The sequence below is a fragment of the Niastella sp. sgz303648 genome (genome assembly GCF_059587045.1).
In genome coordinates this window covers 794,248-813,471 of the sequence record NZ_JCAPSW010000001.1, presented here as the reverse complement: position 1 = coordinate 813,471, position 19,224 = coordinate 794,248, and the positions used below count along the sequence as shown (strand labels likewise).

General features: G+C 41.8%; 14 protein-coding genes. 10 read left to right on the top strand and 4 right to left on the bottom strand.

The features are described from left to right. Nucleotides 1-661 precede the first annotated feature (661 nt). The 10 genes from AC59IL_RS02895 to AC59IL_RS02850 all read left to right on the top strand — a co-directional run bounded on the left by AC59IL_RS02895 (nucleotide 662) and on the right by AC59IL_RS02850 (nucleotide 9,894). Entirely contained in the window at nucleotides 662-1,372 is a 711-nt protein-coding gene (locus AC59IL_RS02895; RefSeq protein ID WP_496550572.1) for a hypothetical protein, read from the top strand. Between the two features lie 67 nt (nucleotides 1,373-1,439). After that, complete coding sequence (locus AC59IL_RS02890; protein ID WP_496550571.1) at nucleotides 1,440-1,904, top strand: hypothetical protein; 465 nt, start codon at nucleotides 1,440-1,442, stop codon at nucleotides 1,902-1,904. A 157-nt stretch (nucleotides 1,905-2,061) separates the two neighbouring features. After that, complete coding sequence (locus AC59IL_RS02885; RefSeq protein WP_496550570.1) at nucleotides 2,062-2,820, top strand: hypothetical protein; 759 nt, start codon at nucleotides 2,062-2,064, stop codon at nucleotides 2,818-2,820. Beyond that, nucleotides 2,771-3,397, top strand: coding sequence for a dihydrofolate reductase family protein (locus tag AC59IL_RS02880; RefSeq protein WP_496550569.1), 627 nt, complete (start codon nucleotides 2,771-2,773; stop codon nucleotides 3,395-3,397). The genes AC59IL_RS02885 and AC59IL_RS02880 overlap by 50 nt, the downstream gene beginning before the upstream one ends. 60 nt (nucleotides 3,398-3,457) lie before the next feature. Next, nucleotides 3,458-4,021 (top strand): hypothetical protein, encoded by a 564-nt coding sequence (locus tag AC59IL_RS02875; protein WP_496550568.1) that lies wholly within the window; start codon nucleotides 3,458-3,460, stop codon nucleotides 4,019-4,021. A 68-nt stretch (nucleotides 4,022-4,089) separates the two neighbouring features. Next, nucleotides 4,090-4,908, top strand: a complete 819-nt coding sequence (locus AC59IL_RS02870) for a hypothetical protein (protein WP_496550567.1) — start codon at nucleotides 4,090-4,092, stop codon at nucleotides 4,906-4,908. A gap of 161 nt (nucleotides 4,909-5,069) precedes the next feature. Beyond that, nucleotides 5,070-5,648 carry a GDP-mannose pyrophosphatase NudK gene (nudK, locus tag AC59IL_RS02865; protein WP_496550566.1) on the top strand — a complete coding sequence of 193 codons (579 nt, stop codon included), beginning with the start codon at nucleotides 5,070-5,072 and terminating at the stop codon, nucleotides 5,646-5,648. Between the two features lie 179 nt (nucleotides 5,649-5,827). Further along, a complete protein-coding gene (locus tag AC59IL_RS02860) occupies nucleotides 5,828-6,352 on the top strand; it encodes a hypothetical protein (RefSeq protein ID WP_496550565.1) in 525 nt (174 codons plus the stop codon). A 341-nt stretch (nucleotides 6,353-6,693) separates the two neighbouring features. Beyond that, nucleotides 6,694-9,363 (top strand): phosphoenolpyruvate synthase, encoded by a 2,670-nt coding sequence (ppsA, locus tag AC59IL_RS02855; protein WP_496550564.1) that lies wholly within the window; start codon nucleotides 6,694-6,696, stop codon nucleotides 9,361-9,363. A gap of 36 nt (nucleotides 9,364-9,399) precedes the next feature. After that, nucleotides 9,400-9,894: a hypothetical protein gene (locus AC59IL_RS02850; protein WP_496550563.1), complete on the top strand. Its 495-nt coding sequence runs from the start codon at nucleotides 9,400-9,402 to the stop codon at nucleotides 9,892-9,894. Between the two features lie 55 nt (nucleotides 9,895-9,949). Here AC59IL_RS02850 and AC59IL_RS02845 read toward each other — a convergent pair whose 3' ends face one another. The 4 genes from AC59IL_RS02845 to susR all read right to left on the bottom strand — a co-directional run bounded on the left by AC59IL_RS02845 (nucleotide 9,950) and on the right by susR (nucleotide 19,071). Next, a complete protein-coding gene (locus AC59IL_RS02845) occupies nucleotides 9,950-12,049 on the bottom strand; it encodes a glycoside hydrolase family 97 protein (protein WP_496550562.1) in 2,100 nt (699 codons plus the stop codon). A gap of 104 nt (nucleotides 12,050-12,153) precedes the next feature. Continuing rightward, on the bottom strand, nucleotides 12,154-13,956 hold the full coding sequence (locus tag AC59IL_RS02840) for a RagB/SusD family nutrient uptake outer membrane protein (protein WP_496550561.1): 1,803 nt from the start codon (nucleotides 13,954-13,956) through the stop codon (nucleotides 12,154-12,156). Between the two features lie 22 nt (nucleotides 13,957-13,978). Next, complete coding sequence (locus AC59IL_RS02835) at nucleotides 13,979-17,128, bottom strand: SusC/RagA family TonB-linked outer membrane protein (protein WP_496550560.1); 3,150 nt, start codon at nucleotides 17,126-17,128, stop codon at nucleotides 13,979-13,981. A 311-nt stretch (nucleotides 17,129-17,439) separates the two neighbouring features. Further along, nucleotides 17,440-19,071 carry a SusR family glycan utilization regulator gene (susR, locus tag AC59IL_RS02830; protein ID WP_496550559.1) on the bottom strand — a complete coding sequence of 544 codons (1,632 nt, stop codon included), beginning with the start codon at nucleotides 19,069-19,071 and terminating at the stop codon, nucleotides 17,440-17,442. Between the last annotated feature and the right edge of the window lie 153 nt (nucleotides 19,072-19,224).

The following is a 19,224-nucleotide window of genomic DNA, read 5'->3' as shown; positions in this document are numbered from 1 at the left end:
CTAAATAAATTAATGATTATCAAATTTATATATCGTCTGTTATATAATTTTTCAGGCTGATTACCGGGTTAAACCTGAATTCTTCCATTGCGCGTAACTGTTAAAAAAGAAGTAAATGCCTTTTGTTATTCATCAAATTTTAGTAATCTCGGTGTCAGGAGGTGGTTATGGATTGGTTACCATCCACTACGCTTATCATATTCCAAAGGCTTTGATTAGTTGCGATGCTGTGACTGATGTGGCGAAGCCATACACTGAAAACGTAAGGGGAGGGCAAAAAAAACGGATTTTATTAGAGACTTATTGAAAATAATTAGCCCGTTGGATGATTTAAAACTGACCTGAGTTGTATTTGCGCTACCCGGTGACAACCGTGCTTTGTTCCCCGCTAAAAGTAGCGTGTGATAGCGGAAATATAATGTTGTGTGCAATTATATAATCACTAATGTATATTAATAGTAACCTTGCTGACACACCTTAATTGTCCATATCATGATATTGCCAAAAGCGAGGCTTGACAATATTTATTGAGCACACGGAAGTAATTGAACATTTGTAATTCTATTAAGCAATAGTGCTGAAATTCCCGCCTTCAGCAACTGCACAAGCCTTGAACGTTGTACGCCATAATATCATGATGCAAAACCTGTTTGACTTCGCAATGCCAACAACATTAATGAACATCCGAACTACATGGGTGATTTTTTTATTGACACTACTTGTTGGTATAAGTTGTGATATCCCTCATTTATCAAATCCGAAAGAGACTCAACTAAAAGACACAACAATGACATTTAAAGCATCACTGGATAAATTAAAGCAGGCTGGATTTTCCATAAACCCGCAAATTCAGGAAGACGACATTTTCAATCGCTGGAAAGACGTGCTGGCATATCATTCCAGGCCAATTGACGCATTATATATCTCTTTAGGAGACCAAACATCTGACAAGCCTTATCTAAACTTTTCAAACAATTGTTGGCATTTCGACCTGGAAGCAATCGAAGGAGAAGGGTCATATGTTAGAATTCTGGAAAATCTGAAACGCATTTCAAATGGCGACTTGAACTTTCAAAATATCAAAGACTATTGTAATGACAATGAGGACGGCATAGCATGGGTTGCCTTTGAATTTGAAGGCGACAAATACAAATGGGATTTGAAGGTTGACGATGATTGGGCAGACGGGTACTTATTTGACAAAATTCAAGACTTATGTAGAAAATATAATAAGAAAGGCAGACTAACTTTTTTCCCGGAAGGACAGGCTTTTGTAATAAGCTACCTGACAGACAGTGAATTCAATAAAATAAAACAGGAGACAGGATTAAAATTAGAATGGCTGAAAGTAGGCAATGGACAGATTTATTAAACACAACTATGTCGGGGACAGTTCTTTTTAAAATAGAAATTTGAAATAATGTTAAATCACTTATTGTATGAATTGTAAAATGAAAATTGTACTGACTCTTATTGTTTTTTTTGTTTCCCTTTCGCACACGTTTGCTCAAAAGCCTAACTATACGGGCACCTGGGTACTTAATTTAGAGAAAAGCAAATTGGAATCCCGACCAAAAGGTTTCACGGGCAGTGTATTTATAATAAAGCAGGAGGGAGATAAATTAAAGCTTACCAGATATCACATTTTTGGAGAAAAGAAAAAGAAAATAAGTTTTAAGATGACAGCAGATGGTAAAACAAGAAGAGTTAAATTGTTATTTAAGGGAAAGTTAGAATGGAAGGAAAATAACCTGCTGGCAACACTATGGAGAAAGAATTTCTTAAACATTGTTAACTACAAATTTGGAAATAACCAAAATGAATTTATTGCAGACGAAGTATTTACCGGCAACCCAAAGAATCATCATAATATTTGGGTGTTTGATAGAGACAATTCGAAGTAAAAAAATTTAAACGACAGACATCCATGTTCGGACTATTTAAAAAGGCAAGTTGGAAAATAGAGAGAAAGGCACTTGACTTTTTCGGACAAGTCTTTGCGCAGTAATATGCTGCCATCGCAAATACCGATTCGTTGGCTGCCATAATAAAAGTCCCTAAATGCTGAAAATTATTTTAACAATTTTGACCTCTTTGATTCTTGTTTCTTGTAAGGACAAAACCCAAAAGGTTCCAGCACTTATAACTACCTTGACTCCGATTAATAAAACCACAGACACAACCTTTGACGCCAATAAAGTAAAGGCTACCGACTATGTTTTTTTTAGCGACTCTGTTCTGCACGGACACCGAGCTGTACTCAAATATTATTTCAATAAGTATGGTTCAGACGCTACTTGTGGCTCGTATTGGCGCTTTTATGACAAGAAAGAAATAAAAGAAGGATTTGAAGGCTTGCATTATATCGGCAACGTTAAAAACAATCTGACAAAGGATTCCGTTTTTGTATTAGAGCCATTAAATTATTGTAAACAAGATGGAGAAATGGCTTTTGATGGGCAAGCATATTATTTTACTGACACAACGCTGCCACGTCTTCAGACGGATTCTTATTGTTGCCATCCTTCAAATATTTTTTTAGTTGGCGACATAGATGAAGACGGAGTTTCAGAAATTGGACAATACTATTCAAGTTGTGCAAGCCATTATAAATCTTTGTACGTTTATTCCTTGAAAAATAAAGCATGGCAAGAGATTGGATATTGTGTTTACGACTTGCACTATATGGACATAGGAAAGCCATATAGCTATTTCGTTAAAAAAGTAAGTAAAAATAAATTTGAAATGCTTGAGATAACTGATTTGACCGATGACAAAACAAAAATCGGTAAACGAAATTGGAAACAGTTTTCAATGTGACAAAGAACGCATACCCACAATGACGACAGACACATTTAAAATAATAATACACATGGTTTCAAGTCTTGACGGCATTATTGCCAAAATAGACAATAGCGTTTCCTGGTTTGAAACTTCTGACAACTACGAAAAAGGAGTTACTGAACAAGATGGGGAGGAATTTCTTAAAACAATAGACTGCTATGTAATGGGTTCACGAACGTATGAACACGCCCTGGAACTTTCAAAATCTTATGGGTGGGCTTACGGTGATGTGCCGACTATTGTATTAACTCACAGAAACCTGCCGGTTGATAGACAGAATATTGAAACTTATTCGGGCGACCTGAACAAACTTGTGAACGAACGACTAAAACCAAAATATAAGAATGTTTGGGTTGTAGGCGGAGCAATGCTTGCCAAAGACTTCATACGTTTAAATTTGGCGGACGAAATAAGACAGTCAATTATACCGATTATTTTGGGTGAAGGGACACCCCTCTTTGACAAAATAGGGCAAGAGCATGCATTGCACCTGAAAGATGTGACAGCCTACAAAAACGGAATAGTGGAACTTTGTTACGAAATAAAAAAATAATAGAACGATCTGCCTGACAGAGAAAACCACAGCCTGTAACAAAGGTCGTGGCAATTACAAATGAACACCCCCAAAACATTTAGAGTAGGTATTCGGAGAAAAGTTCCTTACCTGACAAACTTGTTCCTGCTTATAGCAGGACTTTGTTTCTTAGTAATCATTGTTTTTGATTTTTTATTTTCCCCTTTTAAAAGTGCAGGAGCAGAAATGCAGGCTACTGTTTTCTGTTGGCTGGTTCCCGAATTTTGGAAAAAAGTTTTAATTTTTTCTGTATTTGGTTTTTGCATGACAGCAGTTATTTATGGACTATTAAGGTATTATAAAGCCGCAATCTTAATGTTTTGTGACGATGAAATTATTATTAGAGGTAGAGCAATTAAATTGACAATTCCTGTCAGGACCATTTGCAAAATCTACTGCAATGATGCAAGAAAAATGAATGGAGATGTTAAAGAGAAGTTGAGCATAACAATTGAACAAAAAAGAAAACGTAAAGCCACTGCAATCAGACTTAAGGACTATAGCCAGGCTGATGAATTTATGGAACAACTAATTAAGTATGAAAACATAGATATAAAATTCTATGATTTCTCTTACAATCCTACGCACATGAAGGAGGAGTAACAATCGCTTGTCTATCCCACCAAAACAATTTACACTCTATTCGCCAAAGTCATTACATCCTGCAAGCTTTGAAAACCCTACTACTCATATCCTCCATTTTTATTTGGACAAGTTCTTTTGGGCAACTTAACAAGTTTAAAGGCATTTGGATTACACCTGCCCAGGAACTTATGCAGGTTGAGGACACAGGAGACTTGAAAAATAATAACTACCTCTCAAACTATAAGCTCAATGATGAGAATTTTGAATTATATATATATGGAGACACATTGAGTTTTCAGAAAAGATATTATTCATCGGCAACTAACTATAAAAAACTCTATATCGATAGGTATGACTTAAAAGTTATTAAGTCAAACGATACATCACTTGTAGTTAAGCCGGTATCGCCCTTTTCAAGAAAGTTCTTTCAGGAAAAAACGAAGCTAATATTTATCAGGCAAGCCTTTGCCATTGACTCTAAAATTAAATTCGAAAAAATTATATTTCATACAACTGAATGCTTTGGAAGATGTAATGTTTATCACCTGGAGGTGAAGAATTCAAGGTCATTCAGGCTACATCGGCAAATTGTATATAGCCAGATTATTGGCGCCCCGATTGACACGACCATAGAAGGATATTTTGAAGGACAACTTAGTGATACGCTTTACGACAAAATGGTAATAGCGCTTCTTACTTCTAATTTGCAAACACTCAGAATGAGAAACGATTTGTGCTGTGACGGGTCAATTAGTACAATTATCGTTTATTTTAATGGACAAAGAAGATACTTCAAAACAATGTTCCCACCATCAATAGTCAATAATCTAATTTCAACCCTTTATGACATTTGCGAACTCAGCAAAGGGACAAAGTCAAAAGAAAAATTTAAACTCGAGGAATAAGCCAGACATTTGCCTCATGAAGCCTGGCATGTAATTCATTATATGCAGGGAAGAGCAAAATCTATACAAATAAAAGGAAGAGTGAATGTGAATGATGATGTCGGATTGGAGAAAGAGTATGACCCGAAACCGTGGCATGCAATTAAAAATAACGGCCGCAAATGATAGACAAAATAAAAATCCTTGACACGCAAATCCTTTCTGACAATTGGTATGTGTTACGAAAGATAACTTACGAATATTTTAAGAAAGACGGAACAAAACAAGTTCAAAGCCGTGAAGTATACGACAGAGGTAACGGAGCCACAATTTTGTTGTACAACAAAGCACAAAAAACAGTCATCCTTACAAGACAATTTAGACTTCCCTCTTTTGTAAACGGGAATAAAAATGGAATGTTGATTGAAGCCTGTGCCGGTTTGTTAGACAAAGACAATGCGGAGGATTGTATAAGACGGGAAACAGAAGAGGAAACAGGGTATAAAATCACTGCTGTAAAGAAGATATTTGAAGCCTATATGTCGCCGGGTTCTGTAACTGAAATTTTATACTTTTTTATAGCAGAGTATTCCAGAGAAATGAAAGTTACAGATGGCGGTGGTGTTGAACACGAAGAAGAGAATATCGAAGTATTGGAGATCAATATTGAATCAGCAATGAAAATGATTGACAACGGAGAAATTAAAGATGGGAAAACAATAATGTTACTTCAATACATAAAACTTAACAACATACTTTAAAACAAATAGCCAAACCTCCTTATCGGCGATATTTGCTTAGCAGAATATGTTGACAATTTTCACAAATCAAAACAAAACTAATCTGCTGACATAGGACAGCAGGCAACAGGGGTTTTGTGTTATGGAGGGCTAACGAATAAACGCTTATCTGACACATCCGTGCCTCTGGCAAAATCAAAATGAGATACTATTTAACATCTTTCTTATTACTGATTACTTTTGGGGCGAACTCCCAGACACAGCATGTAACTAATTTGCCAGGCGACACAGCTTCGATAAATATCACGACCAAATTAGGCATCCCATTTGGAACAATCACTAAATTAGAAGTTCAGGTTTATGACGGCGACAGTTTACAAATGAAATCATATCAGGGAACCTATCTCTTAAAAATAAATTCAGTAAATGACAAAAAAATAAACGACACATTACTATTGATATTTACTGACGAAACTGAAAGTTTAGCAAGTGACAATTTTGAGCTATACAGGTTAACAACTGGTAAAACAGCTAAATCTCTTTCAGGTCAGCAAATTGACAAAATGAAGGGAAGCTATGTTGGTAAAAAACTGACTTTAATGGCTTATGAAACCGGACACTTTATTGGTATGCCCGGAGATTATTTTAAATACAGACCAATTAAAGCAGATACCGCTTTTCACTTTGAACATTATTTAATAATTGTTTCTAACATAACAAAGTAGACAGGCACCCCGTTGGCATTTTCACCTTTTCAATTGCCGACAGATTTGACAAAACAGGCAACTTTGTAAGGCATAAGGAAGAATTTCGAAGTGTGATCTCCCGGCTAAGGAAGGAACTAAAAGAACAACAGTGAAGATCGTAAAATTGTTCGCGATGCGGAAGGAAAAGCATTGAATAAGATGGCAGATTAGAAAAATCTCTATTGCAACCATTATACAAACTACATGGATAACGTACCTGCCTATAGTAAAGTTGTCTAAAAAAAATATAGCTATAAAAAAGATTTTGAGCCGCCACCGGTAGATACATTTGGTGTTTCACCGACTTAAAATCAATCATCATGACACCGGAAAATAAGATTGCCGCTGTGCTTGGTTTTCAGGACATTGACAAAACAAAACTCAAGGTTGTTGGGGGTAAAGGTGCGAACCTGGGGGAACTTACAAGGATTGAAGGAATCAACGTACCGGATGGCTTTTGTATTTCTACAGAAGCTTTTAAAAGGAGCATTGAGGAAACGCCGTCGATTAACGAATTATTGGAGAAGTTATCGCATTTAACGGTGAATGACCGGGATAAAATTGGTGAGCTTAGCGGTGAAATTCGCAGGGGCATTGAAGGGATAGCCATTCCTCAGGACATTATCGATGCCATCACCCGCCAGCTCTCCATGCTTGATGATAAAAATGCCTGGGCTGTACGTTCCAGCGCAACTGCAGAGGATTTACCAACGGCCTCTTTTGCAGGCCAGCACGATACGTATTTGAATGTTATCGGAAAGGAGGCAATCCTAAAGCATATCCGCAAGTGCTGGGCATCGCTATTTACTGAAAGGGCAGTAATTTACCGTCTTCAAAACGGCTTCGACCACCGTAAAGTTTACCTGGCTGTGGTTATTCAGAAGATGATCTTCCCGCAGGCGACAGGAATTTTGTTTACTGCCGATCCCGTCACCTCTAACAGGAAAGTGTTATCCATTGATGCCGGCTTCGGATTGGGTGAGGCCATGGTTGCCGGCCTTGTGAATGCTGATAACTATAAAGTTTGTAACGGCAGGGTTATCGATAAGAAGATATCCGCCAAGAAACTGGCTATTTATGCTTTAAAAGATGGCGGCACGAAAGAACAGGAGATTGAGACTGATAAGCAAACCAGGCAAGCGCTGACAGATGAGCAGATCTTACAGCTTGAGCGCATAGGCAGAAAGATCGAAGAACATTTCGGCCATCCCCAGGACATCGAATGGTGTTTGGCTGATGATACATTTTATATTGTCCAGAGCCGGCCAATCACTACTTTATACCCGATCCCCGTCCGGCCGATCCCGATAGCTATCGGGACGGGCGGGCCTGAGACGAATGATCCCGAAAATCACGTCTATGTATCTGTCGGTCATAACCAAATGATGACCGATGCCATGAAACCATTAGGGTTGTCTTTTTTCCTGTTAACGACCCGAGCGCCCATGCGAACAGCCGGTGGAAGGCTGTTTGTTGATGTTACACCTATGCTGGCTTCACCTGTCAGCAGAAAAACAATAATAGAAACCACCCTGGGAAAATCCGATCCGCTTATAAAAGACGCACTCATGAACATCGTAGAGCGGGACGGTTTTATAAAGTTGGCGCCAGTGGGTGCTGATAGCAGCAATAAAGGCGGATCGCTTCCGGATTATCAAACACAGATCGAATACGATCCGGCAATCGTACCTGATTTGATTAAAAATAGTGAAACATCGTTAAGCCAGCTAAAACATACCATTCAAACAAAATCAGGATCTGCGCTATTTGATTTCATTCTGGAAGATATTCAGCAATTAAAGAAGATTACCGGTGATCCAAAAAGTTTTAGCGTGTTCATGACTGCTATGAATGCGGCGTCATGGATCAATGAAAAAATGAACGAGTGGTTAGGTGAAAAAAACGTAGCAGACACGCTTTCTCAATCTGTGCCAAACAATATCACTTCTGAAATGGGGCTGGCGTTATTGGATGTAGCAGATGTGATCCGTCCATATCCGGAAGTAATTGATTATTTACAACATATAAAAAATGATAACTTTTTGGATGAGCTGGTTCAATTTGATGGCGGGCAAAAAATCCGGGACGCTATCTATGCTTATCTTAATAAATACGGAATGCGATGTGCCGGAGAGATCGATATCACCAAAACCCGTTGGAGTGAAAAACCAACTATACTCGTTCCCCTCATTCTCAGTAACATCAAAAACTTTGAACCTGGTGCCGGCAAGCGCAAATTCGAGCAGGGGCTACAGGATGCTTTGAAAAAAGAACAGGAGGTATTAGATCGATTGGCGGCCTTACCGGATGGCGAACAAAAGATCAGGGAAACAAAACGAATGATCGACCTGATCAGGCATTACGCTGGTTATCGTGAATATCCAAAATACTGCATTGTTAATCGCTACTTCGTTTATAAGCAGGCTTTACTGAAAGAAGCCGAACGACTTGTACAAGCAGGCGTTATTCATGAAAAAGAAGATATTTATTACCTCACTTTTGAAGAAATTCGCGAAGCCGTGCCGCGCGGGCGCGGCACAAATAAACTGGATTACCAGATCATCAACAAACGAAAAGACGAGTACAAATTATATGAAAAACTAACTCCGCCACGTGTTATCACGTCTGATGGTGAAATCGTCTCGGGTAAATACAAACGGGAAAATCTCCCGGCCGAAGCTATTGTTGGCCTGGCTGTTTCTTCCGGTGTTATCGAGGGACGGGCACGTGTTATCTTAAACATGGAAGAAGCTGATCTGGAAGATGGAGATATATTGGTCACCTCCTTTACTGATCCCAGCTGGACACCATTGTTTGTATCCATAAAAGGTCTGGTCACCGAAGTTGGTGGACTGATGACCCATGGAGCCGTTATCGCACGTGAATATGGCTTACCGGCAGTTGTAGGAGTAGAAAATGCTACCAAACTGATAAAAGATGGGCAACGAATTCGCGTGCATGGAACAGAAGGCTATGTAGAAATCCTATAACGTTAGCAAACGTTGCATTTCAAACAATAAAAATATTTGAGACAGCTTTTCCTCATCTTAACAATTATTATTCCGAGAGCCTTGTGGGGACAGGACAATAATACAAAAGACACGGTTAAACACTACACCCGTTCCTGGCATGCATTATCTTTACGAACAGGTGTAGGAATACAAAAATCTTTTTATGCTGAAATAGGTCCATCATTGGTTTTTAATGAAATGGATTCCCGGGAAGGTTTCGGAAATTGCGCTTTATACGCCACTTTTGAGTGGGTGCCTTCGACAAATATCTATGGTGCAAAAATTGGCGGTGAAATCGGTCAAAACCTTTTTATGGGAGGTCTTGAATTGAAAATTCAAACCGACAATAAAAATAATGATGTCGTCATTACTCCCAAAATAGGATTAGGTTTAGGATTTGTAAATCTATATTACGGCTACAATATTTCCACAAATAAATATCCATTTTCAGGTATAGGCAGAGATCAGTTTTCTATAGTGTTTAACATTACAAAGAAATATTTTAAATAAGAAAAAAGCCTTGCAAATCTTCCGACTTACAAGACTTTCCTTACGCTGAAATAAATTATTCGCTTTGCATAATACTGATGGCCGTACCCCCGCCGGGCGCCAGGGAAAGATTTAGCCGGGTGTTGCTGTCAACCGTCATCGATTTGATGGAATAGGCTTCGGGATTGGTTTTCCAGTCGGCGTTAGGCGCATCTTCATAAATGATTGCTTTGTATTTTTTTCCTTTTTGCAGGAAGTTAAGCAGGAGGGTTGTTGTACGGGCATTTTCATCGGTAATGGCGCCGATGAACCAATTGTTCGTTCCTTTTTCCTTACGGGCAATGGTGATAAAATCGCCGGGTTCGGCTTCCAGTATTTTGGTGTCATCCCAGTCAACCGGCACATCCCTGATAAACTGAAAAGCATCGGGTTTGGCTTCATAGTTTTCAGGCAGGTCTGCTACCATTTCAACCGGACTATACAAGGTAACATACAACGCCAGTTGTTTGGCCAAAGTTGAATGTACCGATCGATCCGGCGCTCCGGGCGCATAACCCTTCAGTTTAAAAATGCCCGGCGTGTAATCCATGGGTCCGCCCATGAGCCGGGTAAAGGGTAAAATCGTTTCATGATCGGGAGCATTGCCGTTGCTGAATGCATGGTACTCATTGCCCCTTGCCGCTTCGCAGGCCATAAAATTGGGATAGGTGCGTTGCAGTCCTGTAGGTCGCGCCGGTTCGTGTGCATCAACCATAATGTGATACCGCATGCCCTGTTGCAACACCCTTTCGTAATGGCATACCATCCACTGTCCATCGTGATGTTCACCACGGGGAATGATGCGCCCCACATAACCGGTTTTTACCGCCGGGTAACCGAATTTTTGCATGAACCGGAAAGCCGTGTCGAGCTGCCGTTCGTAACTGGTAGCCGAACCCGAAGTTTCATTGTGCATGATCAGGCTCACGCCTTTTGAACGGGCGTAACCGGTAATTTCGGTTACATCAAAATCAGGGTAGGGTGTAACAAAATCAAAAACATTTTCTTTCCAGTTGCCAAACCAGTCTTCCCAGCCTCTGTTCCATCCTTCCACCAGCACACCACCGATCTTGTTTTTTTTCGCAAAATCAATATAACGTTTCACATTAGCCGTATTGGCGCCGTGTTTGCCATTGGGAATCAATTGCCCGTTTGGGCCGGTGCTGTCGGGATGATCGGAGTAGTTCCAGGTGCTTTTCCCGGTTTGCATTTCCCACCACACCCCCACGAATTTCATCGGTTTGATCCACGATAGATTTTGATCGGCCGGAGGGTCATTGAGGTTCAGGATCGTTTTCGATGCCAGTATGTCGGCTGCCTTATCACTAATGAGCACTGTACGCCATGGCGTAAGCGCCGGGGCGTGCAGGTAGGCTTTATTATTGTATGCATCGGGCACCAGGTGAGCCGAGAGGAGGAAACCGTTCCTGTCAACATGCAATTGCATCGCCGGGTAATTCAACAGCGCTGCCTCGTGAATATTGATATACAGTCCATCGGCCGTTTTCATCATCAATGGGGTTTGTACAGCCAGCGTATCGGTTACCGTACGAACGGCAATATCAGTAGCGGCGCGAACAACGGGCGCATTATTCACCTCGCTGAGCAATGATGTGGTATAAGCGTATTCATTGCTATCAAAATCGCCGGGTATCCAGAATGTTTTGTGGTTACCGGTTAAATGAAATTGCGTGCATTCATCTTTTACAATAAAATACGCAACGCCGTTTTGGTGAGGAAATTCATAACGGAAACCTACACCATCGGCAAATACACGAAAAATAATATCCAGTAATTTTCCCGAACGATGCTTCAGATGAACAGTGAGTTGTTCATAGTTGTTGCGAATGGTACTGCACTCGCCCCAAACCGGTTTCCATGTTTCATCCACTGCCTTCCGGTCTTCCCCAATCAGGGTAAAGTTTTTATAGAAAAGAGAATCGATGTCGAGCGAAAAACCCAGTGAAGATGGTTTTACCACTTCTTTGCCATTGAACAAAATGGCATATACAGGCTTTCCTTCTTCATCAATAGAGAATTGCAGCTTCACTTTTTCCCTGCTTATTTCCAGGGGAGGCGCGCCACTGGCTGTAAGAGCAAGCAATAATAACAGGACAAATGTTTTAATAATTCTCATCGTGTGATTGGGATTTGGGGATTTCGGGATTTAGAGATTTTGAGATTTGTCGAACTGCGGAAATCAAAAGAAATCGCAAAATCTCTAAATCCAAAAATCAGCAATTAATATCCGGCATTCTGTTGCCCGGCCATCTTTGGGTTTGAATTGAATTCTGCCTGCGGAATGGGCCAGCTATAGGCTTTATCGTTCCATACAAGGTTTCCATTTACATTAAGGGCTGTTTGATAATAAGCTGCTTCAGAAGCCCCGATGCGCCAGCGGCAAACATCAAACCACCACCCGCCTTCATTGAACAATTCGGCAAAACGCTCATAATACAGCGGATTATTTCCCAGCACCGGGTCGCCGATGGCAACCGTAGTGGCTGTTAAACTGGTATAGTCAACCGGCGATGGTGCATTTGCCGGATAACCATAGGCCCGGCGTTTTGTTTTGTTCAGGTATTCAATGGCGGTAGTATTATCGTTCAAACCCTTTGCTGCCTCTGCATATAACAAATACACTTCTGCCAGCCTGATCAGGTAATAATTCCATGCATCGGCAGGGCCTGTGTTGTTGATATTATTGAAAAGGGGTGCATACTTTCTAAAGCTCCATCCATACCTGCCCGCCTGACCGGCCCAGAAATTAGGCATGGATACAGGGAACCAATGTTGGCCATCAAATTTTACCGAATCGATCCAGGGTTGCAATGCATTCACGAACAAACGTGGATCGCAGGTTTGATTGGTCCTTGCCTGCAATGACTGCTGTTTGTAAACCGGGTCCATTACTTTCTGCGGGTTGGTATAGGTGGGCGGTTTACTGCCATCGAATGCAGGATTGTTCACCAGCGTATAGGCGCCCAGGTTGAACCCGAAACGCAATACGTTTTTGTCGTGAAAGATCTCATTGCCATATCCCAACGGATTTGAACCGCCTTCTGTTCCATCCATACCCAGGGCCCAGGGGCACCAGATCAAACCATTGATGGTAGTGGCATTGGGCGTATTGCCATATACACCGTAGTTACCTTTTGAATCCTGGTCAATATTCAATTCAAAAATGGATTCTTCATTGAATTCATTGGCGCTGATACCGATAAATGCATCGCGGTATTTTGCATAGGGCATTAATGACTGACCGCCGTTATCGATCACGTCTTTCAATACGGTTTTGGCATCGTTCCAGTTCTGCATAAACACATAGGCTTTGCCCAGTAACGATTTGGCGGCCCACTCGCTGATCCTTCCTTTATCATTGCCCGACCATGATTTTCCTTTCAGTAACTGCGCTGCGTTTTTCAAATCATTGACGATCAGGTCCCACACTTCTTTTACCGTACTACGTGCTTTTTGTGTTCCTTCCAAACCGGTGGGCAGTTCACTGAAAACAGGTACTCCTTTTTTGTCGCCGCCACCCGATGTAGTGATATAGCTTTCACCAAACAAACATTCCAGATTAAAATAATAGTAAGCCCGTAAAAAATACGCCTGTCCTTTTACCAGGTCAACATATGATTGATCCTGGGGTTTACCAAAATGCGCGATATAAAAATCGGCTCCCTGCAATGCCACATTGCAATTTTTAACGCCGGTATAAAAACTGGTCCAGGCTTCCTGCACGTATTGATTGGTAATACTTAAATTGGTTGCCGCCATTTCGTTCCACGAAGGGTCGCCATTATAAACGCTGTTGGCAGTATGGGTTGCATTCGACAATGCCTTTGGCCACAAATGAAAGCCAAATAAATTCGCATCCCGCAAATTTGAATAACAGGGCGCCAGCACACTGTTCAAATCGTTTAAGGTAGCGGGATAGTTGGTAGTGGAATAGCTGTCGGTAGGACCAGTCAACCCGGGATCTTTTTTGCATCCTGCTCCTATAACAAGCCCCAGTATGATGATATATTTTTTTCTGAACATGGTAATACATTTTAAATGATGGCTAAAAATTGATATCGATCCCTGCTGAATATAGTTTTACCTGCGGGTATTGCGACACCGCATTCAAACCGCGGGTGGTAACGCCTATCGCATTGCCCACAAAACCTGATTGAGCGGCTGAAGAGTAAGCACTGCCCAGTTCAGGATCGAGTCCTGAATACCTCGTAATGGTAAAAAGGTTATTGGCCATTACAAATACACGGGCGGTTTTAATACCTGCTTTTTGCAGCAGCGCTACATTGAATGTATAACCCACCTGCAGGTTTTTCAGTTTCAGGTAACTGCCATTCTCAACAAAATAGCTGTTCACCGAGGTGTAGTTTTTATTGGGATCGAGCGTGAAAGAACCATCGGCATTCTTTACGCCCAGTCTGGGTTGTCCGGTAAGCTGGTTATCGCCGAGGAAGGAGGCGCCAAATACTTTGGTAGTAGTATTGCCATCAGCAAACGGATACATTTCATAGGCTTTCACTCCGTTGAAAATATCAACGCCGGCCACGCCGTTAAATAATAACGAAGCATCGAATCCTTTATAATTAAGTCGTATGGCGGCGCCATATACAAATTTAGGGTTGGGGTTACCAATCACCTGACGGTCGTCGGGCGATAGGGTAGTGCCATTTTTTACATCATGCGCAAAGATCAGGTCGCCTGCATGTGCATTGGGTTGTGCGCTGGCAGCCGCCTCGGCATCTGTTTTAAATATACCGGTGACCTTGTATCCATAAAAAGAACCGAAGGGCAAACCGGCTTTGGTAATGGTTATGTTCTGGTTCGACATCACACTGAAACCGGCATCGCCATTGGAATAATAATTATAGCCATCGAACAACTTATCATTGGCAATACCGCTCAGGTCGATCACTTTGTTTTTATTGAACCCGCCGTTTACACTAACGTCGAAGTGTAGGTCTGAAACCTTGCCCCGGTAGCCCAGCAACAGGTCAACCCCTTTGCTGTTCACTTTGCCGATATTGGTAAAATATGGAGCCGTGTAGCCCGAGCTCAATGCAACCGGCAGGGCATACAACATATCTTTCGTATCGCGATGATAGTATTCGGCCGTGAAATAGATTTTCCCGTTCAGGGCCTCTCCATCGAGCCCGAGGTTGGTTTCATAAATGGTTTCCCAATGCAGGTTGGGGTTGGGAATGGCATTGATGGTAACGCCGATATCAAGCGGACCGCCGGGCGTAAAATTCGCGCCACTCAGCGAACCTAATCCATTGGGGCCTGCAAAGGAACTATAAGACGATACATAGGTATAGGGAGGAATATTGCTGTTACCCAGCGTACCATAACTACCGCGGAGCTTTAACCGATTCAGGGTGTTTCTTAATGAACCAAAGAAATTCTCCTCACTGATATTCCATCCGGCCGAAAAAGCGCCAAACACACCCCGTTGTTTATTGGGACCGAATACCGTGAAATTGGCATCCTGCCGTACTGAACCCGTGAGGTAATAACGGCTTTTGTAATTATAATTGATCCTGCCAAAAAATGATTTGATCAAACCATTGTCATCATTTTTACCGCTCACCGTAGCGGTGGATTGAGAAGTTTGAACAAATGAAAAACCGGGCAGTCCTACATAACTCTGATAAGCGCCGATATTGCGGTATTTTGAAGTAATCTGTTCAAAACCGGCAATCGCATTGATGGAGTGGGGGCCGAAGGCCTGATCGTATGTAAGCACATAGTTCGTCAATACCTGACTGCTTTTGATGGAAGTGCGGGTAAGCGAATTGACGTTGTTTACCACCGGGCCAAAATCAAATGCCGACTGGTAATAGTCCTGTGACTCTTCATAATAAGAGTAGCTCACATTGGTTCTGAAAGTCAGGTGCAATGGCAGCTTAACTTCTGCATATACGTTGCCCTGCAAATTATTTTTGAAATTGATAGCATCGGCCGATTCGGCTGCACCTGCGGGGTTGGGGCCACCAAACTGTAAACCGCCGTAACCGGGCGGCACTACTCCCCAACTGCCGTTGGGGTTTTTAATGGGTATGATGGGCAATGTTCTGAAAGGGGCATTATGCAACTGGGCCTCACTACCCACCGGCGGCGCTGTTTTACGTTGTGAAAAAGACAGTTGCTCCCCGATCTTTAAAAAGGGCGCCAGTTTATAATCGGTATTGATCCTTGCCCCGCCGATATTGGAATAGTTCTTTATATAAATACCGGTTTGTTTATTGTAAAATGCTGATAAAAGATAATTCACCACAGGTGAAGAACCGGCAATGGAAAGATTATAGTTCGTTTCCGACGCATTCCGGTAAAGAACATCCGACCAGTCGGTATCCGCCAGCGTATCGGTATGTTGGGCGCCGGTGAAATATTGCGGGTGAAGGGTATTCTGCAGTTTGATATATTGATCTTTATTCAGCAGTGAAATGAGCTTCGGTTTGGTAATGCCATATCGTGCATTGAAATTAATAACAGGTTTTGCAGAAGCCCCTTTTTTGGTGGTGATCACGATTACCCCGCCGGCGGCAGCAGAACCATAAATGGCGGCGGCGCTGGCGTCTTTGAGAATATCGATCGTGGCAATATCCTGCACGTTGAGATTGTCGCCGGATGTGCGAACGCCGTCAACAATATACAGGGGCGTTGGCTGGTGTAAGGAGGAAAGTCCGCGGATGATGATCGTTGAACCGGCATCGGGGCTGCCTGATGATTTGATGACCTCTACTCCGGCAACTCTTCCCTGCAGGGCTTCGGTAACATTGGTAACCGGCATGTTCTTAATGGCGTCTCCTTTTACCGAACCCACTGCACCCGTTACATCCTGTCTTTTTTGGGTGCCATATCCCACCACTACAACCGATTCAAGATTGGCGTCGGCAGGTTTCAGTACAATGTTTACCTGGTCAAGTGCAGAAATGGATACTTCCTTTGTTTCGTATCCAACATAAGAAACCACAAGGGCGTTCACCCCGGCGGGAATCACCACTTCAAATTTTCCTGAAGCATTGGTGGTCGCGTTGTTCTTTGAACCCTTTGCCATAACTGTTGCGCCCGTTAAAGGAGCGCCTTTTTCATCTGTTACGGTACCGGTAACAGGCCTGGATTGGGCATAACTGATTTGAAAAACCAGTAGTAATACAAAGCTGCACAACAGGAGGGGAAGCAATCGCCTTCTTTGCATAAACTGTTAATTTTTGATTGGTCCAAAAAAAACGCATGTTAAGAGCGACAGCAAATTATATAGGTAAAGTATAGGAAATATTAGCCGAAACGCGTTTATGCAATATTGTAAGTGATTTACGGGCAACAGGTTGTGAACATATATTTTTTGCAGGAATATATTGACAAATAAGTAGAATATAAACAATATGAGACGGCGTTGAATGATGGTTCGGGTTGCAGGTTACAAGTTTCAGGTTACAGGGCTTGAACATAAAGAAAATTAGCAACTGTTTTTCCTTGCAACCTGGAACCTGAAACCTGTAACGGACTTCAATCAATGGTTTTTATTTGCATGATCCTTTTTTCAAACTCTTCATTAGGCACGATCGATTTGTTCCTGATCCGGGTCTTGTAGGTATTGATGGTGTTGACGGAATACTGCAGAATATGCGCGATCTTTTCATTTTCATGAATGCCCATCCGGGCAAGGGCAAAGATCCGCAGGTCGGTATTGAGCAACTCATTATCTTCCGGTTCAATCCGGTCTTCTTCTCTGAACAGTTCATTGAATTCGGCTACAAAATTGGGAAACAGTTTCAGGAAGGCACGATCGAAATGTTTCAGGAGGTCTTCCTTTTCTCTTTTCAGGTTAATGTTGTTTACGAGGAACCGGATCTCGTCGAACTTGCGGTCGGTTAATTTCTGGTCTATCGACTTTTTGAGCCGCTCGATCTTGTCGAAGAATTCTGAGTTAACATTAAAGAAATAACCTATATACTCTTCTTTGATCTTATTGGCATCATTTAATTTTTCGTTGGTTTCCGAAAGCCGCCTGTTCACCTCCTGCGTATTGCGATGCGCTTCAAGGATCACTTTCTGTGCACGTTTCCCTTCTTTCAATTGTTTTAATACAATGATCGTAAGGGCTATTACCAGCAGCAGCAAAAAGGTAACGAGCCCCGCATACCAAAGCAATTTTGTTTTTTGTTGTTCTACGATGGCATATTTCTGCGCTTCGATCAGGGGCAGCACATCGCCCACCTGCACTTTTCGTTGCCGGGCGCCAAAAAACACCGCGTCTGAAAATGCCTGGTTGATGCATACCGACGCATTTTTGATATCGGCTTTTTTATATAATAAGGTCGACAGAATAAAGGCTGCAGAAGTTTCCTTGGTGCTTGATTGCACATCGGCGATCATGGCTTTGATAAGCAAAAGAATAGCGGAGTCGTTATCGCCGTTTTGAATATAAAGGTCACTTAATGTAGAAGCTGTTATAGCCACCTGGTGCGGAGTGAGCCCGGTACGTGAAAGCAACTGATCAAAATTACGTTTGGCATCGACCCGGTTGCCCGATCTTAATTCTTTCAATCCTTCATAATAAAGATAGTCGTAAGAATTTTTATCATAAAGCGCCAGGGCAGAATCGATGTACTGTGCACCCTTTTCATTGTACCGGGGTGTATGGTACTGGTCATTATCATAATCGCCCAGGTCGTAATAATATCTTCCCATCAGGGCATAATATTCAGCCCTGCCGCTATCGGGCACGGCGCTGACCTGTATAGCCGACAGGGAATCGAGTGTTTCTTTATACATACCCGACGACAACAGTGAAAAACCCATTCTGATACGGGCATAATTGATCAGGGAAGGATCGTTGAGGCGAAGCGCAACCGCCAGCAACTTTTTGGCATAGTTGTACGAAGAGTCGTATTGAAATACCTTATAAGCACTATACAGGTTTTCGTATCCTTTGAACAAGGCAGGCAAATTGTTATTATTGGCAGCGGCCATCAATTGTTTTAATGAATCGATTCTGGCTTGTTTTTGCTGGTCGAAATCGTGCGCATGCTGTAAAACTTCGTTCAATTGCTTCAGGGAACGGGTCAGGGTATCCGTTTGGGCATACTGGTTACGGCATATGAACAGGCAAGCGAACAACAGCAAGAACTTTTTCATATTATCGTTTTGAAAATGGGACGGCAATATCACCTGTTAGTTAGTACTCTTTACTGTAAACGACTCCATCATTTTGACCTGTTACACTATTAAAAAAAATGTTATAAGGTATGGCAGCAGGGTAAATTTCATAATATCTGTATTCTATTATTA